The sequence below is a fragment of the Pseudomonas sp. B21-035 genome, assembly GCF_024748945.1.
Lineage (GTDB): Bacteria > Pseudomonadota > Gammaproteobacteria > Pseudomonadales > Pseudomonadaceae > Aquipseudomonas.
The window spans coordinates 5,539,388-5,560,981 of sequence record NZ_CP087179.1; the positions used below are offsets into that span (position 1 = coordinate 5,539,388).

General features: G+C 63.0%; 22 protein-coding genes. 15 read left to right on the forward strand and 7 right to left on the reverse strand.

From position 1 onward, the window contains the following. Positions 1-23: 23 nt before the first annotated feature. The gene (gene yrfG / locus LOY22_RS25370; protein WP_195885258.1) at positions 24-686 is read left to right on the forward strand and encodes a GMP/IMP nucleotidase; all 663 of its coding nucleotides are present in this window, start codon (positions 24-26) and stop codon (positions 684-686) included. Here yrfG and lysM read toward each other — a convergent pair whose 3' ends face one another. Next, complete coding sequence (gene lysM / locus LOY22_RS25375) at positions 687-1,127, reverse strand: peptidoglycan-binding protein LysM (RefSeq protein WP_093378408.1); 441 nt, start codon at positions 1,125-1,127, stop codon at positions 687-689. A gap of 84 nt (positions 1,128-1,211) precedes the next feature. On the opposite strand from lysM, the gene LOY22_RS25380 reads away from it, so the two are divergent. The 6 genes from LOY22_RS25380 (at position 1,212) to LOY22_RS25405 (ending at position 7,935) form a co-directional block, all read left to right on the forward strand. Next, entirely contained in the window at positions 1,212-2,099 is an 888-nt protein-coding gene (locus tag LOY22_RS25380) for a LysR family transcriptional regulator (RefSeq protein ID WP_123565238.1), read from the forward strand. 95 nt (positions 2,100-2,194) lie between these two features. Continuing rightward, positions 2,195-3,034, forward strand: coding sequence for a formate dehydrogenase accessory sulfurtransferase FdhD (fdhD, locus tag LOY22_RS25385; protein WP_045201171.1), 840 nt, complete (start codon positions 2,195-2,197; stop codon positions 3,032-3,034). Beyond that, positions 3,031-5,367, forward strand: coding sequence for an FdhF/YdeP family oxidoreductase (locus tag LOY22_RS25390; RefSeq protein ID WP_093378405.1), 2,337 nt, complete (start codon positions 3,031-3,033; stop codon positions 5,365-5,367). Before fdhD ends, LOY22_RS25390 begins: the two co-directional genes overlap by 4 nt. Before the next feature lie 210 nt (positions 5,368-5,577). Then, positions 5,578-6,057: a glycine zipper domain-containing protein gene (locus tag LOY22_RS25395; RefSeq protein WP_176794206.1), complete on the forward strand. Its 480-nt coding sequence runs from the start codon at positions 5,578-5,580 to the stop codon at positions 6,055-6,057. Between the two features lie 287 nt (positions 6,058-6,344). Then, positions 6,345-7,157: a protein-glutamate O-methyltransferase CheR gene (locus LOY22_RS25400; protein ID WP_258595313.1), complete on the forward strand. Its 813-nt coding sequence runs from the start codon at positions 6,345-6,347 to the stop codon at positions 7,155-7,157. Positions 7,158-7,278: 121 nt separating this feature from the next. Then, positions 7,279-7,935, forward strand: a complete 657-nt coding sequence (locus tag LOY22_RS25405; RefSeq protein ID WP_026001197.1) for a response regulator transcription factor — start codon at positions 7,279-7,281, stop codon at positions 7,933-7,935. 6 nt (positions 7,936-7,941) lie between these two features. On the opposite strand, the gene LOY22_RS25410 is transcribed toward LOY22_RS25405, so the two are convergent. Further along, positions 7,942-8,370 carry a thioesterase family protein gene (locus tag LOY22_RS25410; RefSeq protein WP_093378395.1) on the reverse strand — a complete coding sequence of 143 codons (429 nt, stop codon included), beginning with the start codon at positions 8,368-8,370 and terminating at the stop codon, positions 7,942-7,944. Positions 8,371-8,509: 139 nt separating this feature from the next. On the opposite strand from LOY22_RS25410, the gene LOY22_RS25415 reads away from it, so the two are divergent. Then, positions 8,510-8,938 (forward strand): hypothetical protein, encoded by a 429-nt coding sequence (locus tag LOY22_RS25415; RefSeq protein ID WP_258595315.1) that lies wholly within the window; start codon positions 8,510-8,512, stop codon positions 8,936-8,938. Continuing rightward, a complete protein-coding gene (locus LOY22_RS25420; RefSeq protein WP_093378391.1) occupies positions 8,938-9,210 on the forward strand; it encodes a type II toxin-antitoxin system RelE/ParE family toxin in 273 nt (90 codons plus the stop codon). Before LOY22_RS25415 ends, LOY22_RS25420 begins: the two co-directional genes overlap by 1 nt. Before the next feature lie 63 nt (positions 9,211-9,273). On the opposite strand, the gene LOY22_RS25425 is transcribed toward LOY22_RS25420, so the two are convergent. Beyond that, positions 9,274-10,815 carry a phosphoenolpyruvate carboxykinase gene (locus LOY22_RS25425; protein ID WP_093378388.1) on the reverse strand — a complete coding sequence of 514 codons (1,542 nt, stop codon included), beginning with the start codon at positions 10,813-10,815 and terminating at the stop codon, positions 9,274-9,276. A gap of 179 nt (positions 10,816-10,994) precedes the next feature. Beyond that, entirely contained in the window at positions 10,995-11,897 is a 903-nt protein-coding gene (gene hslO / locus LOY22_RS25430) for an Hsp33 family molecular chaperone HslO (RefSeq protein ID WP_045201165.1), read from the reverse strand. A 105-nt stretch (positions 11,898-12,002) separates the two neighbouring features. Here hslO and LOY22_RS25435 point away from each other — a divergent pair, with 105 nt between their 5' ends. Further along, a complete protein-coding gene (locus tag LOY22_RS25435; protein ID WP_093378385.1) occupies positions 12,003-12,806 on the forward strand; it encodes a phosphatase PAP2 family protein in 804 nt (267 codons plus the stop codon). Here the strand turns inward: LOY22_RS25435 and LOY22_RS25440 are convergent. Next, positions 12,803-13,204 carry an RNA-binding S4 domain-containing protein gene (locus tag LOY22_RS25440; RefSeq protein WP_213602942.1) on the reverse strand — a complete coding sequence of 134 codons (402 nt, stop codon included), beginning with the start codon at positions 13,202-13,204 and terminating at the stop codon, positions 12,803-12,805. The genes LOY22_RS25435 and LOY22_RS25440 overlap by 4 nt on opposite strands. 209 nt (positions 13,205-13,413) lie before the next feature. On the opposite strand from LOY22_RS25440, the gene LOY22_RS25445 reads away from it, so the two are divergent. Then, the gene (locus tag LOY22_RS25445) at positions 13,414-13,830 is read left to right on the forward strand and encodes an ATP-dependent zinc protease (protein WP_371128664.1); all 417 of its coding nucleotides are present in this window, start codon (positions 13,414-13,416) and stop codon (positions 13,828-13,830) included. Further along, positions 13,827-14,732 (forward strand): 30S ribosomal protein S6--L-glutamate ligase, encoded by a 906-nt coding sequence (rimK, locus tag LOY22_RS25450; RefSeq protein WP_010221234.1) that lies wholly within the window; start codon positions 13,827-13,829, stop codon positions 14,730-14,732. Before LOY22_RS25445 ends, rimK begins: the two co-directional genes overlap by 4 nt. On the opposite strand, the gene LOY22_RS25455 is transcribed toward rimK, so the two are convergent. Both LOY22_RS25455 and ompR read right to left on the reverse strand, forming a co-directional pair. Next, complete coding sequence (locus tag LOY22_RS25455) at positions 14,729-16,042, reverse strand: ATP-binding protein (protein WP_038998193.1); 1,314 nt, start codon at positions 16,040-16,042, stop codon at positions 14,729-14,731. The two genes, rimK and LOY22_RS25455, sit on opposite strands and share 4 nt — an antisense overlap. Positions 16,043-16,170: 128 nt before the next feature. Then, positions 16,171-16,911 carry a two-component system response regulator OmpR gene (gene ompR, locus LOY22_RS25460; RefSeq protein WP_045201163.1) on the reverse strand — a complete coding sequence of 247 codons (741 nt, stop codon included), beginning with the start codon at positions 16,909-16,911 and terminating at the stop codon, positions 16,171-16,173. Positions 16,912-17,152: 241 nt separating this feature from the next. Here ompR and LOY22_RS25465 point away from each other — a divergent pair, with 241 nt between their 5' ends. From LOY22_RS25465 to gshA, 3 genes are all read left to right on the forward strand, one after another. Next, a complete protein-coding gene (locus LOY22_RS25465; RefSeq protein WP_093378382.1) occupies positions 17,153-19,471 on the forward strand; it encodes a Tex family protein in 2,319 nt (772 codons plus the stop codon). After that, complete coding sequence (locus tag LOY22_RS25470; RefSeq protein WP_258595333.1) at positions 19,471-19,854, forward strand: PaaI family thioesterase; 384 nt, start codon at positions 19,471-19,473, stop codon at positions 19,852-19,854. The genes LOY22_RS25465 and LOY22_RS25470 overlap by 1 nt, the downstream gene beginning before the upstream one ends. A gap of 153 nt (positions 19,855-20,007) precedes the next feature. Then, a complete protein-coding gene (gene gshA, locus LOY22_RS25475; protein WP_045201160.1) occupies positions 20,008-21,594 on the forward strand; it encodes a glutamate--cysteine ligase in 1,587 nt (528 codons plus the stop codon).

Genomic DNA, 21,594 nt, shown 5'->3' on the forward strand with positions numbered 1-21,594 from the left:
TAATGACTGTTCGAGAATTTCATATGCCCGTTTTAGCCTGGTCCACCATCGATACCGTCCTGCTGGACATGGACGGCACCCTGCTCGACCTGCACTTCGACAACCATTTCTGGCTCGAACAGCTGCCCCAGCGCTACGCCGAACTGCACGGCATCAGCCGGGCCATGGCCGAGCTCGAGCTGCAGCCGCTGTTCGAGCAGCACGCCGGCTCGCTGAACTGGTACTGCCTGGACTTCTGGAGCCGCGAGCTGAACCTCCCGGTGCGCGAGCTGAAGCTTGAGACCGCCCACCTGATCGCCCTGCGCCCGGATGCCGACACCTTTTTGCAGGCGATCAAACAGGCCGGCAAGCGGGTGATCTTGATCACCAACGCCCATCGCGATTCGCTGTCGCTGAAACTGGAGCGGGTGGAGCTGGCGCCTTACTTCGAGCGCCTGATCAGCTCCCATGACTACGGCTACCCCAAGGAGAACCCGCAGTTCTGGAGCGCCCTGCAGGCCGATATCGGCTTCAGCCCGCAACGTAGCCTGTTTATCGATGACACCTTGTCGATCCTGCGCAGCGCCCGCGACTTCGGCGTGGCGCACCTGCTTGCGGTGCGCCAGCCCGATAGCCGCAAAGGGCCGCGGGATACCGAAGAGTTCGCCGCGGTGGAAGACTACCGGGCGTTGCTCGAAGGGTTGTGATTACTCGGGGATGCGCAGGGTCTGGCCCGGGTAGATCTTGTCCGGGTGGCTGAGCAGCGGCTTGTTGGCTTCAAAAATCTTGTTGTACTGGTTGGCATTGCCGTACACGGCCAGGGAAATGGCGCTCAGGGTGTCGCCTTTCTTGACCACGACGAAGCGGGCCGCCGCAACAACCGGGCCGGTAACGGTGATCTGGTCATCCACCGACTCCACACCTGCAATGTTGCCCAGGGCCAGGAGGATTTTTTCCTTCTCTTCCTGGGTCGCCACCTCGCCGGTGACCGTCACCTTGCTGCCCTCGACAGTTGTCTGAATGTTCGGATTGCCCAAGCCTACCTTGGAGACATGCTCCTTCAACTGCTCGCTGGCATTGGCATTACCCGGGGTCAACAGGTCGATAAGTTTCTCGCCTGCTTCTTTGACGAAACTGAAAATGCTCATACCGCTCTCCTTGGTGATGAATCTCGGAGCCTGGAGTCTAGGACAGGTTAGAATGCTTCGCCTGCTTTGCGCCGTGGAGCGACGATGGACATCAAACAACTCAAATTCCTCATCGCCCTGGATGAAACCCGCCACTTCGGCCAGGCCGCCGCCCGCTGCCACGTGACCCAGCCAACCCTGTCGATGCGCTTGCGCAACCTGGAGCAAGAGCTGGACCTGGCCCTGGTCAACCGTGGCCAGCGCTTCGAGGGTTTCACCGCCCAGGGCGAGCGGGTGCTGGCCTGGGCGCGCTCGGTGATCGCCGCCTACGATGGCCTGAACGCCGAAGCGGCCGCCTGCCGTGGCCACCTGGTCGGTACCCTGCGCCTGGGCGTGGTGCCGTTGTCGAGCTTCGACCCCTTGCCATTGTTACGGCGCATGCACCAGCAGCACCCGGAACTGCGCTTCGAACTCAGCGCCCTGAGCTCCGAGCAGATCCTCGAACAGCTGACCAGCAACCAGCTGGACCTGGGCGTGTCATACCTCGACCGGCTCGACCACGAACGCTTCCAGGCGCTGCCGCTGGGCGAGACGCGCATGGGGCTTTTATATGATCCAGATCATTTCCGCTTCGACGAGCAGCCCCTAAGCTGGCAACAGCTGACCGAACTGCCGCTGGGCTTGCTCACCGCCGGCATGCATTTTCGCCAGTCGATCGACCATAACTTCCACAGCCGCGGCCTGACCCCGCAGCTGTTGCTGCAGACCGATGCCGTCCATCAGTTGGCCCAGGCCGTCAGCGGCGGCCTGTGCTGCGCGATCATGCCGTTGGCGGCAGGGCTGGAAGTGCTCACCGAACGGCTGCGCCTGCAACCGATCGAACAGGCCTGCACCCTGGCACCATTGGGCCTGATCATGCGCCGCACGGCGCCGCGCTCGGCCCTGGCCGAGGTGTGCCTGGGCGAATATCAAGCGCTGCACGGCGAGGCTTGATCGACGCCGTCTATCAAAGCATCAGCATTAGCGATTAGACGATACCCGAGCGCAAGCCTAGGCTTAAAGCTGAACAGCCGCCGGTACCTCTGCTGATGAGCACTAAACCCCCGGCCTGTGCGGCGTCCACCCCGCTTGTGACTGCGCCCGCGGCCAGCAACACCTACGACTACTGCCACCTTGACGACGACAGCCAGGCCCATACCGCACTGGCCGAGGAAGTCGCGCTGGCGATCGCCTATAACGGAATCAGCCAGGCCGTGATGCTGGTCAGCCCCACGGACCTTGAAGACTTTATCGTCGGCTTCAGCATCGGCAGCGGCATCATCGCTTCGGCCAACGAGATCTACGACGTCAAGTTCACCGGCAACGGTTCTGCCGTGCATGCCGAAGTCGAGATTGCCAACCGCGCCTTCTGGAACCTCAAGACCCAGCGCCGGCAACTGGCCGGCACCAGTGGCTGTGGCCTGTGCGGTGTTGAGGCGGTGGAGCAGGCGCTGCCCGACCTTGCCGTGCTGCCCGGTGCTCCGCTGCCACCCGCGCAATGGCTGGCCGGCCTGCGCCAGCGCATGGATGCCTTCCAGCCCCTGGGCCAGCACTGCGGCGCGGTGCATGCGGCACTGTTCATGAACAACCAGGGCGAGATCCTCCTGGGCCGCGAAGACATCGGCCGGCACAACGCCCTCGACAAGTTGATCGGTGCCCTGGTGCGCCAGCACATCAGCCTCGACGGCGGCCTGGCGATCGTCACCAGCCGCTGCAGCCTGGAGTTGATCCAGAAGGTGCTGCGCGCCGGCATCCAGACCCTGGTCAGCCTGTCCTCGCCTACCGGCCTGGCCCTGCAGTGGGCACGGCGGCACAACCTCAACCTTATTCACCTGCCCAAACACAGCGCACCACGGGTGTTCAGCCCCGTGCGGGAGAACCGAACGTGAGCCTGCATCACCAAGCCGACCACAAGCCTGTGCCCCGCTACAAACCCTACCACGGCGCCGCTGGCGGCTGGGGCGCGCTGCGCAGCGTGGCCCAGGCCTGGATCGGCAGCGACAATGCCCTGAAGAACATCCGCGCGCTGCTCAAGACCAACCAGAACGGCGGCTTCGACTGCCCTGGCTGCGCCTGGGGCGACTCGCCGGAAAGCGGCATGGTCAAGTTCTGCGAAAACGGCGCCAAGGCGGTGAACTGGGAAGCGACCAAGCGCCGCGTCGATGCCGCGTTCTTCGCCCGCCACAGCGTCACTTCGCTGCTGGCCCAGAGCGACTACTGGCTCGAATACCAGGGCCGGCTGACCGAACCGATGGTCTACGACGCCAGCACCGACCGCTACCAACCAATCGACTGGGATGGCGCCTTCGCCCTGATCGCCGAACACCTGCAACAGCTCGAAAGCCCGGACCAGGCCGAGTTCTATACCTCTGGCCGGGCCAGCAACGAGGCGGCCTACCTGTACCAACTGTTTGTGCGCGCCTACGGCACCAACAACTTCCCCGACTGCTCGAACATGTGCCACGAGGCCAGCGGCGTGGCGCTTGGGCAGAGTGTCGGGGTCGGTAAAGGCACGGTGACTTTCGACGATTTCGAACATGCCGACGCGATCTTCGTCTGGGGCCAGAACCCCGGCACCAACCATCCGCGCATGCTCGAACCGCTGCGCGAAGCGGTCAAGCGCGGCGCCCAGGTGGTCTGCGTCAACCCGCTGAAAGAACGCGGCCTGGAACGTTTCCAGCACCCGCAGCACCCGCTGGAGATGCTCACCAACGGCGACCGCCCGACCAACACCGCCTACTTCCGCCCAGCCCTGGGCGGCGACATGGCGGTGCTGCGCGGCATGGCCAAGTTCCTATTGCAGTGGGAGCGTGAAGCCCAGGCCAGCGGTGCCCCGGCAATTTTCGATCACGACTTTCTCAACCAGCACACCCAGGACGTACTGGGCTACCTGGCCGCGGTCGACGCCACCTCCTGGGAGCAGATCACCGCGCAGTCGGGCCTGACCCTGGCCGAGATCAAGCAAGCCGCGCGCATGTACTGCAAGGCCAAGAAGGTCATCATGTGCTGGGCCATGGGCATCACCCAGCATCGCCATTCGGTGGCGACCATCCAGGAAATCGCCAACCTGATGCTGCTGCGCGGTAACCTCGGCGTTCCCGGTGCCGGCCTGTGCCCGGTGCGTGGCCACAGCAACGTGCAGGGCGACCGCACCATGGGCATCAACGAACGGCCGCCGGTGGCCCTGCTCGACGCCCTGGAGCGCCGCTTCGGCTTCAAGGTACCGCGCCACAATGGCCACAACACCGTCGAGGCGATCCGCGCCATGGCCGACGGCCAGGCCAAGGTGTTTATTGCCCTGGGCGGCAACTTCGCCCAAGCCACCCCGGACACCGAACGCACCGCCCAGGCCCTGCGCAACTGCGCGCTGACCGTGCAGATCAGCACCAAGCTCAACCGCAGCCACCTGCTGCATGGCAAGCAGGCGCTGATTCTGCCGTGCCTGGGCCGGACCGATATCGACCTGCAGGGCCAAGGCCCTCAGGCAGTAACGGTGGAAGACTCGTTCAGCATGGTCCACGCCTCCAATGGCCAGTTGCAGCCACTGTCGCGGCAAATGCGCTCAGAGCCTGCAGTGATCGCCGGGATTGCCAACGCCACCCTCGGTGCCAAGCCTGTGGACTGGAACTGGCTGATCGCCGATTACGGGCGCATCCGCGACCTGATCGACCAGACCATCCCCGGCTTTGACAACTTCAACCAGCGCCTGCAAAACCCGGGCGGCTTCTACCTGGGTAACAGCGCCGGCCAGCGGCAATGGAAGACCGCCAGCGGCCGGGCCAACTTCAAGGCCAACGCCCTGCCGGACGACCTGCTGCACGAGCGTGTGCGCGCCAGCGGCCAGGTGCCGGACCTGATCATGCAGTCGATGCGCTCGCACGATCAGTACAACACCACCATCTATGGCCTGGATGACCGCTACCGTGGGGTCAAGGGCCAGCGCAACGTGCTGTTCGCCAATGAGGCCGACATCGTCCGCCTGGGCTTCCACCCCGGGGACAAGGCCGATATCGTCTCGTTGTGGAGCGATGGTCGCGAGCGGCGGGTCAAGGGCTTCACCCTGCTGGCCTTCGATATTCCGGCCGGCCAGGCGGCGGCCTACTATCCGGAGGTCAACCCGCTGGTGCCGCTGGAGAGCGTGGGCGATGGCAGCCACACTCCGACCTCCAAGTTCGTCGCGATCCAGTTGCAACCTGCCAGCGACAACGCCCGGATCCTCTGACAGAATCGGCGGCAAACAGGCACAAAAAAGGCCCTGACATCACTGTCAGGGCCGCGTTCCAAGTAAGCTCAGACACGCGAAAAACGATAAAGTTTCACAGTGAAAACAGTAACTTAGAAAATTGTGTACAACTCGTGTTACTCGTCGGATTTCGTTTGCCAGCCCCCCTCCCCAGCCTCAGGATCGCCTCGTCATCCCTATGAGGCTTTCTTGATGAAGTACTCCTCGATTCTGTTGTTGTCTCTTGGCCTGCTCAGCGGCGTTGCCTCGGCAGGTGGCACCACCGAAGCCGGTATTGGCGGCGCATTGGGTGGGGTACTGGGCTCGGTGGTCGGTCAGTCGATCGGCGGCAGCACCGGCGGTGCAATCGGTGCGGGCCTGGGCGGCGCAGCCGGCAGTGCGGTCGGTGCCGACAAGCGCCAGCGCGGTGAAGCCGCAATCGGTGGTGCCCTGGGCGCAGCCGGCGGCAACGTGGTCGGCCGCAGCATGGGCGGCACCACCGGTAGCTACATCGGTGCGGCCGCAGGCGGTGGTGCCGGCGGCGCGCTGGGTAACTACATGGGCAACAAGGCCGATGAAGACGAGCGCGATGACCGTCGCTACCGTCGCGGCTACGACGACCGTCGTTACTACGACCGTGGCCACCACTACGGCCACCGCAAGCACAAAAAGCACTGGCGTCACCGCTGAAGCCTTTCGGGCTTAAGCCAAACTCCTAGTCCCTGCCCCCATGGGCAGGGATCGCTGCATCACCCCGCGCGTTACCGATCAAGCCCTGCAGGCCGATCTTCCGGCCAGTCCCGGCAGGCCCTGAATTCCCTTCTGCTTGCCAGCCACCTGTGACCTAGGGGCAACCCCGATTCTGGCGGTTATAGCCAGTAGCTATCATCGGCCGTTCCCAATCAGCCAATGGACGCAGGGAATGCGCAGCTATCACGCAAAGACGGCCCGATTGCCCTGTGCACGAGGGGTGTGAGATGCCTGCCGGCAGCCGCCCTCCGTTGCTGAGCGAAGCCCAGTTCCTGCGCTTTCGCACCCTGGTCAGCCAGCGCACCGGCGTGTTCCTCGCCGCCGACCGCCGCGCCGCCGTGGCAGCGCGCCTGGGAAAGCGCCTGCGGCACCTGCAACTGGCCTCCTTCGAACAGTACCTGCATCTGGTCGAACAGCCTGATCAGCAGCAGGAACAACAGCGGGTGCTCGACCTGCTGGTTGCCCGCGACAGCTACTTCTTCCGCGAACATCGCCATTTCGAATTCCTCGCCCAGTGGCTGCGCGACATGCCCCGCCCGTTAAGGCTCTGGAGCGCTGCCTGCGCCTCTGGCGAAGAAGCCTACAGCCTGGCCATGGTCGCCAGTGAACACGCCGTGAACGACGACTGGAGCGTGCTGGCCAGCGACGTCAGCCGCAACCTGCTCGAGCAGGCAGGCGAAGGCATCTATGACGTCGCCCAGGCCCGTTACTTTCCCCAAGGCTGGCTGCAACGCTACTGCTTGTGCGGCGTCGGCGAAATGGCCGGGCGCATGCGCATGGTGGCGTCCCTGCGCGAGCGCCTGCGGTTTCGCCCGATCAACCTGATCCAGTCGCTGCCCACCGACCTGGGCCTGTTCGATGTGATTTTTCTGCGCAATTTGCTGACCTATTTCAGTCAGGATGAGAAGCGGCGCGTGGTTCATCGCCTGCTGGCCTGCCTGCGCCCGGGTGGCCTGCTGCTGATCGGGCATAGCGAGAGCATCCACGGCCTCGACCTGCCCTTGCGGCCGATCCTGCCCTCGGTGTTCGAACGCCTATGATGGCCGGCGCTGTCGGGACCTGCGGCAGGCCCCCGATACTGATCGCGCCACCGCGCGGCAGCGCTCATCCGGACCGAGCAAACCTGCCGCCCCTCTTCTTTTGCGAAACAGGCTCGAACCCATGCTTTGCCGAATACTACTTGCCGATGACTCGCCGCTCTTTCGAGCGGGCCTGCGAGCGCTGCTCGAACAAAAAAAACAATACGCCGTAGTCGGTGACGCAGGCGACGGCATGACCGCTGTCGCCCTGGCCGAGAAGCTCAAGCCCGACATCATCCTGCTGGACATGACCGCCGACACCCTCGACAGCGAGCAGATCCTGCGTGAGCTGTTTTTGCGCGTGCCCTCAAGCCATGTATTGATGCTCTCGTCGCGCTCGGAGCTGGACTTCGTCATGCGTTGCCTACAGCTGGGTGCTCACGGGTTTCTGCTCAAGAGCGCCACCGTACTGGAGCTGGAGCAAGCCCTGCAGGCGCTGAAAAACGGCGGCCAGTACCTGTCGTCAGCGGTGCTGCCGATGGTCATTGGCCAGGCGGTGAAGCACAGCCGCAAGCGTCCCAGCGGCAGCACCACGATGCAGTTGACTGCGCGCCAGCTGGAAATCCTGCGCTTGATTGCCCGCGGCGAGTCGACCCGCTCGATTGCCGACGGCCTCGGCCTGAGCGTGAAGACTATCGAGGCGCACCGCTCGCAGATCATGCATCGCCTGCAGATTCACGATGTACCCGGCCTGGTGCTGTTTGCCGTACGCGAAGGCATCATCCGCCTCAACGATTGAGCGGTCTCAGCCTTGCAAGCGCTCCAGTGCCGCCTGCAGCGTGGCCGGCAACTGCGCCGGCCGCCCTGACTCGCGCTCGACGAACACCTGCACCACCTTGCCGGCCGCGCAAGGCTGCCCGTCCTCGACCCGGAACAACGCCAACTGGTACTCCACCGAACTGCCCGCCAGGCGTGCCACCCGCAGGCCGACTTCAAGGGTGTCGGGGAAGGCCGGCAAGGCGAAAAAATCCGCCGCCGAACTGACCACGAACCCGGCCACCTCGCCTTCCTGCAAATCCAGCCCGGCCTGTTGCAGCAGGTAGGCCTGGATCGCAGTGTCGAAGTAGGCGTAAACCGTGGCACCGGCGATATGACCATTGAGGTCGCTGTCCTGCCAGCGGCTGAGGATCGGGTGCAGATGGCGGAAGGCTTGGCGTTGTGGGAGTTCGGACATGAGGGACCTGAGACACTTGTGGAAGAGTGCGAAGCTTCCCACAAACACTTCAGAAGCCCTATAGTTGCAATCAACTATAGATTGCATAGCATGGATCGACCTTATGAAGCAGAGACATTCACCCATGCCAACTCATAACATGGACCATGCCGAACTCAGCAAGATGGTCGAGATTGGCTGCATCAACACCACGCATGTAGTCGCGCAAGCGGGGGGCTGGGCTGTTCAAGTCTCCGCCAGGGACCAGGAGCACATACTCACTGCACAACGCAGTGGCAATGTCCGGTTGTTCAAAAAACTCGAGACGCTGGTGAGCTATCTCCAGGCGCTAGGCATTGACTACTTCAAGGTCGACACTTCCAGCTACGACCCCGAGACACTCCAGACCTATCAAAGACCTGATCGTGCCCAGGCCCTTAAAACAGCACATGAAGCGGCGGCCTACGAAACCTGGTTCAGCGCACAAGTCGAAGCCAGCCTGCAGGACACTACTCCGTCAATCGAGGATGATGAAGCTCGCCGCTTGTTCGCCGAGCGCCGCGCAGCGCTGAAAGCTCGTTCGCATTGATGAGACTGGTGTGGCGAGCCATGGCACTGAGCGACCGCGAACTGATCATGGACCACATTGCAGCCGACAACCCGGAAGCGGCAATCGCGCTGGACGAGGCTTTTGAAAGCAAAGCCCGGAAAGCGCAATACTCACCGACGATGTACAAAGCGGGAAGATTTCCCGGTACGCATGAAATCGTGGTTCGTCCCAACTACTTAATGATCTATCGCGTGGTGGAAGACTGCGTCGAGATCATCCGGGTGCTGCATGCCAGGCAACAATGGCCATGATTGAACAGCCGGAAAACAAAAAGCCGCCCCTGAGGGCGGCTTCTTGTTTACGCAGGCTTCAGCTTACAGCTGTGGGCCAGCAGCCTTGATGGCGTCGGACACTTCGAACTTCTTGAAGTTTTCGATGAACAAGCCAGCCAGGGCTTTTGCAGCTTCATCGTAAGCAGCCTGGTCAGCCCAGGTGTTGCGTGGGTTGAGCAGGTTGGTTTCAACGCCCGGTACGGCCAGTGGCACGTCGAGGTTGATGGTGTCCAGGTGCTCGGTTTCGCTGCCGATCAGGGCGCCGCTCTGGATCGCTGCGATCACCGCGCGGGTGGTCGGGATGTTGAAGCGCTTGCCCACACCGTAGCCACCGCCGGTCCAGCCGGTGTTGACCAGGTAGACCTTGGAGCCGAAACCGCGGATACGCTTGATCAGCAGCTCTGCGTATTCGCCAGCCGGACGCGGGAAGAACGGCGCGCCGAAGCAGGTGGAGAAGGTCGACTTGATGCCGCTGCCCGAACCCATTTCGGTCGAGCCCACCAGAGCGGTGTAGCCGGACAGGAAGTGGTAGGCCGCTTGTTCTTCGTTGAGGATCGACACTGGCGGCAGCACGCCGGTCAGGTCGCAGGTCAGGAAGATGACCGCGTTAGGCTCGCCACCGAGGTTCTTCTCGGAACGCTTGGCAACGTGCTCCAGCGGGTAGGCGGCGCGGCTGTTCTGGGTCAGGCTGACATCGGTGTAGTCGGCGTGCTTGGCATCGTCGATGACGACGTTTTCCAGTACTGCGCCGTGCTTGATGGCTTTCCAGATGACCGGCTCGTTCTTCTCGGACAAGTCGATGCACTTGGCGTAGCAGCCACCTTCGATGTTGAAGACAACGCCTTCGCCCCAACCGTGCTCGTCGTCGCCGATCAGGTAGCGGCTTTCGTCAGCCGACAGGGTGGTCTTGCCGGTACCCGACAGACCGAAGAACAGGGTCACGTCGCCCTCTTCGCCGATGTTGGCGGCGCAGTGCATTGGCAGCACGTCGGCAGCCGGCAGCAGGAAGTTCTGTACCGAGAACATGGCCTTTTTCATTTCACCGGCGTAACGCATGCCGGCGATCAGGACTTTCTTCTGGGCGAAGTTGAGGATCACGCAACCATCGGAGTTGGTGCCGTCACGCTCAGGCACGCACTCGAAGTTGGCAACGTTGAGCACTTGCCACTGATCACGGCCAGCAGGGTTGTACTGTTCAGGATTGATGAACAGGCAACGACCGAACAGGTTCTGCCAGGCAGTCTGGGTGGTCATCTTCACTGGCAGGTAGTGATCGGCAGCCGCGCCTACGTGAACGTAGGAAACGAAGTGATCCTGGGCGTTGTTGAACGCCTCGACGCGGTCCCACAGGGCATCGAACTTGTCGGCCGGGAACTTGCGGTTGATCGGGCCCCAGGCGATGGCGTCCTGAGTGGACGGCTCTTCGACGATGAAACGATCCACCGGCGAACGACCGGTACGGTGACCGGTTTTCACGACCAGCGCGCCAGTATCGGCCAGCTCGCCTTCACCGCGGTTCAGCGCTTCTTTTACCAGCTCATCGACGCTCAGGTCGGTGTAGACGGTGTTGTTGGCTTGCGTCATGAGATTCCCCATCCGGCCTGCGGCCGAGTGCTCCAAACGTTTTGTAGTAGAGCTTTGAAAACTACTACAGCGAAAAAAGTGGCCGGATTATGCCAGAAACGCCCAAAAAAAGTAGGGCCCTCCTGTCAGAACGGCGTGTTTCCGGCGTTAGACAGGAGATTTACCTGTGGTGAAACGTTTTAGTGACGAGTATCTGACGGTGTGTCTACACCGCCACCGGCGAACAATTGCTCGATATCGGCGGCATCAAATTGGTAGCGCTGATTGCAGAACTGGCAATCGACTTCGATCTGGCCGCCATGCTCGTTGATCAGCTCCAGCGCGTCATGCTTGCCCAGGCTCACCAGGGCATTGCCGGAGCGCTCACGGGAGCAGCTGCAGCGAAAATGCAGCGGCTGGATATCGAACAGGCGCACGGCATCCTCGTGATACAGGCGATGCAGAACGGTCTCGTTGTCCAGGCCTAGTAATTCCTCAGCCTTCAGGGTATTGGCCAGCGCCTTGACGTGGTTCCAGCTTTCCTCGCGTTCCTCAATGTCCTTCTGGCGGTCGGCCGGCAGCTGCTGCACCAGCAGACCACGGGCACGAATGCCGTCGGCGGCCAGGGTGATGCAGGTGTTGACCTGCTGGGACATGACGAAATAGTTGGTGAAGCATTCCGACAGATCCTTGCCGTCCAGTTCCACCGTGCCCTGATAGCGCTGGCCGTTGACCGGAATGATGGTCAGCACCAGGTGGCCGCCAGGCATCAGATCGGCGAGGGTTGCATCATCCTTGATCTGCTCGGCCGCATAACGGGCCAGGCCACGAATTTCGTGCTCGCTGGTGCACTCGATAGCCAGCAGGGGCACCGGCCCGCTCGACTGCGCCTGGAGGATCAGCAGGCCATCGAACTTCAGCGTACCGACCAGCAGCGCGGCTGCCGCCATCAGCTCGCCGAGCAGCTGTGCCACAGGCTGCGGATAAGGGTGCTTGGCCAGCACTTCGGCGTAGCTGCGCTCCAGCCCGACCATTTCACCGCGAACGTCGCGGTCGTCGAAAAGGAAGCGTTGTGTGTAGTCGGTATCTGGCAAATCGGACATGGGCTTTGGCTTTCTGAATGATGACAAAATAATTTCAAGGGCCTATAAAGCCCAGTCTAGAGCACCAGAATGGTGCACTCGTGGTTCGCAGCAAAGAGGTAGTTTATGGACAATTCTTCACTGTTCCAAGCAAGGTGGGCTTGGGGTCCCTTGATTCTCTGCACGGTTTTGCCCGTTGCTCTACTGTGTTTCTGGTTGTGGCCTGTTGGCCAGATCATCTGCCTGACTTTCGACGAATGGCTGTTTCACCTGCTCAACCGGCCACTGGCCGACAATAGCGTCTGGCGTTACATCTGGACCGTCGGCAGCCTGCGCCCGTTCGATATTGTCGTCGGCCTGATCCTCCTCAGCCTGCTGATCCGTGGCGACTGGGTATTCAAGGCCAGCCAGGTGCGCCAGGCCTTCTTCGGCTTCTTCGCTACCCTGGTCCTGCTGCTGGTGATCCGCGCGCTGTTCTCGAAATGGATGAACGCCATGGGCTGGCAGCACAACAGCCCGTCGATGGTGTTCAGCGATGCCATTCACCTCAGCGATTTCTACCCGCAACTTGAAGCACGCTGGGAACTCAAGGACCGCTCCAGCCAGAGCTTCCCTGGCGATCACGCCTCGGTGCTGCTGATCTGGGCGATGTTCATGAGCCTGTTCAGCCGCAAGCTGCTACAGCAATTGCTGGTCTGGGCTCTGGCGCTGCTGTTCATGTTGCCGCGCCTGGTGGCCGGCGCGCACTGGGGCCAGGACGACTACATCGGTGGCGTACTGATGGCGGTACTGGCCTTGGGCTGGAGCTGCTATACCCCGTTTGCCGCCAAGGCCAGCGCTGCCCTGATGCGCCTGAGCGCGCCGCTGTTTGAGCTCATGGCGCGGCTGCCACTGCTCGGGCGCCTGAATGTGGTCAACCCGCGCGCTTAACCGGCGCTGTCATGCAACTGATGCAGCTGGCGCCGCTGTTTCTTGGTGGGCCGGCCATCAGTGCTGACCCCCAGGGCACCGGCCTTGCGCATCGCTACCGCCTGTTCACGACGGGCGATGCTCTGCGCGGTTTCCTCGTATAGCGCCTGAGCTTCAGGCGCGCCGCGACGCACTACCGACAGCGCCTTGACCACCACCGTACGCTCGTCAAAGCCGGTACGCAGGACGAACTCATCGCCCAACCGCGGCTCCTTGCCCGGCTTGCAGCGCTCGCCCCGGCAATGCACCTTGCCGCTTTCGATGGCCGCCTTGGCCAGCGCCCGGGTCTTGTAGAAGCGCGCCGCCCATAGCCATTTATCCAGACGGACCTTGTCATCCTCTTCCGGCTTTTGTGCCATGACATTTCCCCACTTATTTTCGTAAAGGGAACTGTACTACCGTATCTGGCGGATGCAAAAAACACGCGGCGTGCTTACAGTTCACCGACCTGTCGTTCATGCCCGCCCTGGTGCCTGACGACTTACTACGCTGGTTGAGCATTTTGAAGACATTTGACCATTTGACCGTGATCGGCCTGCGCGAGTGGGTGGCCCTGCCGGACCTCGGCCTGGCCGGCCTGCGGGCCAAGATCGACACCGGCGCTAGCACCTCGAGCCTGCACGCCACCGAAGTCGAACCCTTCGAGCGCGATGGCGAGCAGTGGGTGCGTTTCAACGCCCATCTGGGTTCGGTGGTACAACTGCGTCACCGGCGCTGCGAGGCGCCGCTGGTGACGATGAAAACCATCAAGAGCTCCAACGGCCAGGCCCAGACCCGCTACGTGATCCGCACGCCCCTGGCGCTGGGTGACCGGGTGTGGGAGGTGGAATTCACCCTGGCCTGCCGCAAGGCCATGCGCTATCGCCTGTTGCTCGGTTCCAAAGCCCTGATCCATGGCCAGTTGGTGGTCAACCCGGGGCTCAAGTACGTTCAGGACAAGCCGGCATTCCCGGCCACTATCACTCCCTCCACAGGTGTTGCATGAAGATCGCCGTGCTGTCGCGAAACCCGCGTCTGTATTCCACTCGTCGCCTGGTCGAAGCCGGTACCGAACGAGGCCATGAGGTGGTTGTGATCGACACCCTGCGCGCCTATATGAACATTGCCAGCCATAAACCGCAGATCCACTACCGCGGCAAGCCACTGGAAAACTTCGACGCGGTGATCCCACGAATCGGCGCTTCGGTGACCTTCTACGGCTGCGCGGTGCTGCGCCAGTTCGAAATGATGGGGGTGTTCCCGCTCAACGAGTCGGTGGCCATCGCCCGCTCGCGGGACAAGCTGCGCTCGCTGCAGCTGTTGTCGCGCCGGGGTATCGGCCTGCCGGTCACCGGTTTTGCCCACTCGCCGGACGACATCCCCGACCTGATCCAGATGGTCAATGGCGCGCCGCTGGTGATCAAGGTGCTCGAAGGCACCCAGGGCATCGGCGTGGTGTTGTGCGAAACCACCAAGGCAGCCGAGTCGGTGATCGAAGCCTTCATGGGCCTGAAGCAGAACATCATGGTCCAGGAATACATCAAGGAAGCCGGTGGCGCCGACATCCGCTGTTTCGTGGTCGGCGACAAGGTCATCGCCTCGATGAAGCGCCAGGCCAAGCCCGGTGAGTTTCGCTCCAACCTGCACCGCGGCGGCAGCGCCAGCCTGATCAAGATCACCCCGGAAGAGCGCATGACTGCCATCCGCGCCGCCAAGGTCATGGGCCTGAGCGTGGCCGGTGTGGATATCCTGCGCTCCAATCACGGCCCGCTGGTGATGGAGGTGAACTCCTCGCCTGGCCTGGAAGGCATCGAAGTCACCACCGGCAAGAACGTTGCCGGGATGATCATCGAACACCTGGAGAAGAATGGCGGGCCGAACCTGACCCGCACCAAGGGCAAAGGCTAAACAGCGTCGCGCGGCAGCATCAGCCCCAGCGGCAGCCGCACCCGCGCCTCCAGGCCGCCGCCTGAACGGTTGCGCAACTGCACGTTGCCACCGTGCTGGGCGGCGATCCGCTTGACGATCGCCAGGCCCAGCCCGGTGCCCTTGCCGCTGCGGGCACGGTCGCCGCGGATGAACGGGTTGAAGATGCCCTCCAGCTCGCCCGGGTCGATCCCGGCGCCGCGGTCGAGCACGCTCAATACCACGTAGGGCGCGCCATTCTCGCCAGACACATAGGCCGCCACTTCAACGCCCTTGCCGGCGTGGTACAGGGCGTTGCCGATCAGGTTGTTGAGCAAGCGCTTGAGCGACACCCGGCGCAGCGGGAACGGCGGGATCGGCTCCAGGCACAGGCGCACCTGTTCCTCCGGCTGGTTGAACGGCGCCACCACCTCACGCACCAGTTCACTGAAATCGACCTCTTCGACCGGCTCATCGCGACCATCGCGGATGAACGCCAAAAACTGGTCGAGAATCGCGTCCATGTCTTCGATATCGCGGACCATGTCGTCGGTCAGGTCGCTTTCGTTGGCCAGCAACGACAACGACAGGCGCAGGCGCGTCAGCGGTGTGCGCAGGTCATGGGAGACCCCGGCGAGCATCAGTTCACGTTCGCGCCCGGCCTGCTCGACATCCTCGGCCATCTGGTTGAAGGCACGGTACACCTCGGTCATTTCACTCGGCGTATCGCTGATCGGCAAGCGCACGCTGCGCCCCTGGCCCAATTGCCGGGCGGCGAACACCAGACGCTTGAGCGGCTGGTTGAGCTGGCGCACGAAAATCCAGGCCGAGGCGGTCGACAACAGGCCGATGGCCAGGAACCAGCCAAGCACGCTCCAGATCTTCTGCCCACGCAGCGGATGCGGATACAGCGGCACCTTCAGCCAGCCATCGCCCAGGCTCGGCGCCCGTACCCACAAGGCCGGCGGCGCATGTACACGCAGGCGCACCTCGGTGTCGGCGCCAAGTTCGGCCTGCATCTGGCGCTGGTAGATTTCGCTGTACGGCCAGTGCTGCTCACCCTCGGGCACCCCGGAGCCAACCACCCGGATCAGCCCCGCCGCCTCGGCGATCTTGTCGCGATCGGACTCATCGGCAGCCCAGTAGGCGCGCAGGGTCAGGGCCACGCCATGGCTGTATTGGCGGTCGACCAGCACGTCCTCGTTCATCAGCAGGTACACCAGGGTCAGGGCCTTGGAGAACAGCACAACGATCAGCACCAGCCAGAGGGTGCGGGCGAAGAAGCTTTGCGGGAACCACAGGGGCGTTTTCATCGACAACGGCTACACACTATGCGGGAACGAGCGGGGCTCGCAGGCTTTGCAAAGCGCTGCACAGGCAAAAACAGGGCAACCCCGAAGGCCTGCCCTGCTGGCGGTGAGCTACTCCTGCAAACGAAACATCACTTGCTGGCATTACCATCCGGCACAAACACATAACCAACGCCCCAGACGGTCTGGATGTAACGCGGCTTGGACGGGTCGGGTTCGATCATCCGGCGCAGGCGCGAGATCTGCACGTCGATGGAGCGTTCGAGGGCGTCCCACTCGCGGCCACGGGCCAGGTTCATCAGCTTGTCGCGGGTCAACGGCTCGCGGGCGTGCATCACCAGCGCCTTGAGCACGGCGAACTCACCGGTGGTGAGCATGTGCACTTCTTCGCCGCGCTTGAGTTCGCGGGTGGCCAGCGACAGCTCGTAGTCGCCGAAGGTGACGGTTTCGTCCTCGCTGCCCGGTGCACCCGGTACTGCCGGGGCCTGGCGGCGCAGCACGGCCTTGACCCGGGCCATCAGTTCGTCGGGGTTGAACGGCTTGGCCAGGTAGTCGTCGGCACCCAGCTCCAGGCCCTTGATGCGGCTCAGCTCGTCGCCCTTGGCGGTGAGCATGATGATCGGGATCTGGTTGTTGGCGGCGCGCAGGCGGCGGCAGGCGGTCAGGCCGTCTTCGCCGGGCAGCATCAGGTCGAGCACCACCAGGTTGAAAACCTCGCGGGCCAGCAGGCGGTCCATCTGTTCGGTATTGGGTACTGCACGGGCGCGATAACCCTTGCTGGTGAAGAACCGTTCCAGCAGGCTGCTCAGGCCCGGGTCATCGTCGACGATGAGAATTTTGTCGCCTTCGGCGGTTTGTGCAGTGCTGCTCATGGGTAGCTCCTCTAATCTCGGCACGCATTATGGCTTAGCCATCAATGGCCGTGCCGTGTGCATTGTTAGCAGATTTTTCCCCGGGTGCCAGTATTGCCGGGCCGACAACTGGCCTGCTGCTATCACCGCAAGCCGGACGCGCTGGGTATAATGCGCCGCTTTCAGCCAGCGCCGCATTGACCACAAGCGCTCTACAGCGCCCGCCCGCGGCCTTTGTATTCACAATTTGTCAGGTGGTTTTATGGACAGCATCAACAGCCGCATCGCCGAGGAACTCGGTGTCCGCCCACAACAGGTCGAAGCGGCCGTGGCTCTACTTGATGAAGGTTCGACCGTGCCTTTTATCGCCCGTTACCGGAAAGAAGTCACCGGTAGCCTGGATGACACCCAGCTGCGTCACCTTGAAGAGCGCCTGCGCTACTTGCGCGAGCTGGACGAACGGCGTGTCAGCATCCTTGCCAGCATCGAAGAGCAAGGCAAGCTGACCCCGGAACTGGCCCGTGAAATCAAATTGGCCGACACCAAGACCCGCCTCGAAGACCTGTACCTGCCGTACAAGCAAAAGCGCCGCACCAAGGGCCAGATCGCCCTGGAAGCCGGCCTCGGCGAGCTGGCCGACGGCCTGCTGAGCGACCCGCAACTGAGCCCTGAAACCGAAGCCGCGCGTTTCGTCGACGCCGAAAAAGGCGTGGCCGATGTCAAAGCCGCCCTCGAAGGCGCCAAGTACATCCTCATGGAGCGCTTTGCCGAAGACGCCAGCCTGCTCGACAAGCTGCGCAGCTTTCTCAAGCAGGAAGCGGTGCTCAGCGCCCGCCTGGTGGCCGGCAAGGAAGAGGAAGGGGCGAAGTTCCGTGACTACTTCGAGCACGACGAAGTGCTCAAGAGCGTACCGTCGCACCGCGCCCTGGCGATTTTCCGCGGCCGCAACGAAGGCGTGCTGTCCGCTTCGCTGAAAGTCGGCGAAGAACTGCCGGGCACCCTGCACCCGTGCGAAATGATGATCGCCGAGCGTTTCGGCCTGCAAAATCAGAACCGTCCTGCCGACAAATGGCTGGCCGAAGTGGTGCGCTGGACCTGGAAGGTCAAGCTCTACAGCCACCTTGAAACCGACCTGTTCGGCGAGCTGCGCGACAACGCCGAAGGCGAGGCGATCAACGTCTTCGCCCACAACCTGCACGACCTGCTGCTGGCCGCCCCGGCCGGCCCGCGCGCCACCCTGGGCCTGGACCCGGGCCTGCGCACCGGTTGCAAGGTCGCCGTGGTCGATGCCACCGGCAAGCTGCTGGACACCGCCACCGTCTACCCGCACGTACCAAAAAACCAGTGGGACCAGACCATCGCCGTGCTCGCCGCGCTGTGCGCCAAGCACTCGGTCGAGCTGATCGCCATCGGTAACGGCACCGCCAGCCGCGAAACAGACAAGCTCGCCGCCGAACTGATCAAAAAATATCCAGCCCTGAAAATGACCAAGGTCATGGTCTCCGAAGCCGGTGCTTCGGTGTACTCGGCCTCGGAGCTGGCGGCCAAGGAGTTCCCGGACCTCGACGTGTCGATCCGTGGCGCTGTGTCGATCGCCCGCCGCCTGCAGGACCCGCTGGCGGAACTGGTGAAGATCGAGCCGAAATCCATCGGTGTCGGCCAGTACCAGCACGATGTCTCGCAGTTGAAACTGGCCCGTGGCCTGGATGCGGTGGTCGAGGACTGCGTGAACGCCGTCGGCGTCGACGTCAACACCGCGTCGGTGGCACTACTGGCGCGCATCTCCGGCCTCAACAGCACCCTGGCACAGAACATCGTCGCCCACCGCGACGCCAACGGCGCCTTCAAGACCCGCGCCGCGCTGAAGAAAGTCAGCCGCCTGGGCGAAAAAACCTTCGAACAGGCCGCAGGCTTTCTGCGCGTCATGAACGGCGATAACCCGCTGGACGCCTCGGCGGTGCACCCGGAAGCCTACCCGCTGGTGCAACGCATTGCCGCCGAGACCGACCGTGACATCCGTTCGCTGATCGGCGACAGCGGCTTCCTCAAGCGCCTGGACCCGAAGAAGTTCACCGACGAAACCTTCGGCCTGCCGACGGTCACCGACATCCTCCAGGAACTGGACAAACCCGGCCGCGACCCACGCCCGGAGTTCAAGACCGCCGAGTTCCAGGAAGGCGTCGAAGACCTCAAGGACCTGCAACTGGGGATGATCCTCGAAGGCGTGGTGACCAACGTCACCAACTTCGGTGCCTTCGTCGACATCGGCGTACACCAGGATGGCCTGGTGCACATCTCGGCGCTGTCGGAGAAGTTCATCAAGGACCCGCGTGAAGCGGTCAAGGCCGGCGACGTGGTCAAGGTCAAGGTCATGGAAGTCGACATCCCGCGCAAACGCGTCGGCCTGTCGATGCGCATGAGCGACACCCCGGGCGAGAAGATCGACGGCGCCCGTGGCAGCCGCCCGGGCTCGGCCCCGCGCCAACAGAGTGCCCCGGCCCGCGCCAAGGAAACCCCGGCACCGGCCAACAACGCCATGGCCTCGCTGTTCGCCAACGCCAAGCAGCTGAAGAAGAAGTGATGACGGTTCCCGACGACGTCGTCTTCAGCGCCTTCAGCCAGTTGCTCGGCTGCCGTCTGCAACGCCTGGAAAACGGCGTTGCCGAGGTGTCCATGGCCCTGGAGCCGCACCTGCGCAACCGCGGCGGCAAGCTGCATGGCGGGGCAATCTTCAGCCTGGTCGACACCACCATGGGCCTGGCCTGCTCCAGTTCCCATGGTTTCGACCAGCAGAGCGTGACCCTCGAATGCAAGATCAACTACCTGCGTGCGGTCAGCGAAGGTGACGTGCTGTGCATCGCCCGGGTGCTACATGCCGGGCGGCGCACGCTGGTGGTCGACGCCGATGTACTCCAGGGCGACAAACTGGTGGCAAAAGCACAGGGGACTTTCGTCGTCCTCTAGCCGCAAATGGCCAAACTGCGGTACTTTCGGCAGAGCGCAGGCGCTGCCGAAAGCCGGCCAAAACCAGGCGACAACGCCAGTTCCTCTGTCCACCCTTGTAGACCGTCATCTCTACCCCCATATTGGGGCGACTGACGCGTGAAGGAATCCATCTTGAGCGAACTTCTCAACCGCCGCCTGAGCCTGCTCGGCCAAGGCGACAACCTCTCCCTGCTCAAGCAGTGCCTGCACGGCATCGAGCGTGAATGCCTGCGTGTGACCGAGGAAGGTCGTCTGGCCCAGACTCCGCACCCCGAAGCCCTGGGCGCGGCGTTGACCCACGAGCAGATCACCACGGACTACTCGGAGTCGCTGCTGGAGTTCATCACCCCAGCCCTGGCGGACCCGGCGCAGACCCTCGAAAGCCTGGAGAACATCCACCGCTTCGCTTACACCAAGCTTGGCAACGAGTTCCTCTGGAGCCCGTCGATGCCCTGCCCGCTGCCGGCCGAGGAAGACATTCCGATCGCCTGGTACGGCACCTCCAACATCGGTCAGCTCAAGTACGTCTACCGCAAGGGCCTGGCCCTGCGCTACGGCCGCACCATGCAGTGCATCGCCGGGATTCACTACAATTTCTCGCTGCCAGAAAAACTCTGGCCGCTGCTGCGCGAAGCGGAACACAGCACGGTGGATGATCGCGACTATCAGTCGTCGGCCTACATCGCCCTGATCCGCAACTTCCGTCGCTACAGCTGGCTGCTGATGTACCTGTTCGGCGCCTCGCCGGCCCTGGATGCCGGCTTCTTGCGTGGCCGCCCGCACCAGCTTGAGCAGTTCGACGCCGACACCCTGTACCTGCCCTACGCCACCAGCCTGCGCATGAGCGACCTGGGTTACCAGAGCAACGCCCAGGCCGGCCTGACGCCGTGCTACAACAACCTCGCCAGCTACACCGACAGCCTGCGCAAGGCGGTGGCCACGCCGTACGCGCCCTATGTCGAGATCGGTACGCACAAGGATGGCGAGTGGGTTCAGCTGAACACCAACATCCTGCAGATCGAAAACGAGTACTACTCCAACATTCGCCCCAAGCGCGTCACCTACAGCGGCGAGCGGCCGATCCAGGCGCTGATGGCCCGTGGCATCCAGTACGTCGAAGTACGCTGCCTGGACATCAACCCGTTCCTGCCCACCGGTATCGACCTGCCGCAAGCGCGTTTCCTCGACGCCTTCCTGCTGTTCTGCGCCCTGGAAGACAGCCCGCTGCTGGGCAACCAGGAGTGCGGCAACTGCACCGGCAACTTCCTCAGCGTGGTCAAGGAAGGTCGCCGCCCGGGCCTGCAACTGCAGCGTGACGGCCAGCCGGTCGAACTCAAGCAGTGGGCCGATGAATTGCTCGAACGCATCGCGCCACTGGCCGAACTGCTTGACCGCAGCCAGGGCGGCGACGAACACGCCAAGGCCCTGCAGGCGCAGAAAGCCAAGGTCAGCGACCCTGCCCTGACGCCATCGGCGCAGGTGCTGGCGAGCATGACCGAGCACAAGGAAAGCTTCAGCCGCTTCGCCTTGCGCCAAAGCCAGGTGCATGCCGAGTTCTTCCGCGCCCAAGCCCTTTCAGCCGAGCAGCAGCAAGGTTTCGAAAGCGCAGCGCGCCAGTCCCTGGAAGCCCAGGCCAAGCTTGAGCGTGAAGAGGACAAGGCTGATTTCGACCTGTTCGTCAGCGCTTACCAGGCGAGCATCCTGGCGATCAGCAACTGA

Coding starts and splice junctions, on each gene's coding strand:
- LOY22_RS25470 (WP_258595333.1), top strand. CDS start 19,471: ATGACGGTTCCCGACGACGTCGTCTTCAGCGCCTTCAGCCAGTTGCTC.
- lysM (WP_093378408.1), bottom strand. CDS start 1,127: ATGAGCATTTTCAGTTTCGTCAAAGAAGCAGGCGAGAAACTTATCGAC.
- LOY22_RS25380 (WP_123565238.1), top strand. CDS start 1,212: ATGGACATCAAACAACTCAAATTCCTCATCGCCCTGGATGAAACCCGC.
- LOY22_RS25410 (WP_093378395.1), bottom strand. CDS start 8,370: ATGTCCGAACTCCCACAACGCCAAGCCTTCCGCCATCTGCACCCGATC.
- hslO (WP_045201165.1), bottom strand. CDS start 11,897: ATGTCCGATTTGCCAGATACCGACTACACACAACGCTTCCTTTTCGAC.
- LOY22_RS25465 (WP_093378382.1), top strand. CDS start 17,153: ATGGACAGCATCAACAGCCGCATCGCCGAGGAACTCGGTGTCCGCCCA.
- LOY22_RS25400 (WP_258595313.1), top strand. CDS start 6,345: ATGCCTGCCGGCAGCCGCCCTCCGTTGCTGAGCGAAGCCCAGTTCCTG.
- LOY22_RS25420 (WP_093378391.1), top strand. CDS start 8,938: ATGAGACTGGTGTGGCGAGCCATGGCACTGAGCGACCGCGAACTGATC.
- LOY22_RS25405 (WP_026001197.1), top strand. CDS start 7,279: ATGCTTTGCCGAATACTACTTGCCGATGACTCGCCGCTCTTTCGAGCG.
- LOY22_RS25425 (WP_093378388.1), bottom strand. CDS start 10,815: ATGACGCAAGCCAACAACACCGTCTACACCGACCTGAGCGTCGATGAG.
- yrfG (WP_195885258.1), top strand. CDS start 24: ATGCCCGTTTTAGCCTGGTCCACCATCGATACCGTCCTGCTGGACATG.
- LOY22_RS25435 (WP_093378385.1), top strand. CDS start 12,003: ATGGACAATTCTTCACTGTTCCAAGCAAGGTGGGCTTGGGGTCCCTTG.
- LOY22_RS25440 (WP_213602942.1), bottom strand. CDS start 13,204: ATGGCACAAAAGCCGGAAGAGGATGACAAGGTCCGTCTGGATAAATGG.
- fdhD (WP_045201171.1), top strand. CDS start 2,195: ATGAGCACTAAACCCCCGGCCTGTGCGGCGTCCACCCCGCTTGTGACT.
- ompR (WP_045201163.1), bottom strand. CDS start 16,911: ATGAGCAGCACTGCACAAACCGCCGAAGGCGACAAAATTCTCATCGTC.
- rimK (WP_010221234.1), top strand. CDS start 13,827: ATGAAGATCGCCGTGCTGTCGCGAAACCCGCGTCTGTATTCCACTCGT.
- LOY22_RS25455 (WP_038998193.1), bottom strand. CDS start 16,042: ATGAAAACGCCCCTGTGGTTCCCGCAAAGCTTCTTCGCCCGCACCCTC.
- LOY22_RS25415 (WP_258595315.1), top strand. CDS start 8,510: ATGGACCATGCCGAACTCAGCAAGATGGTCGAGATTGGCTGCATCAAC.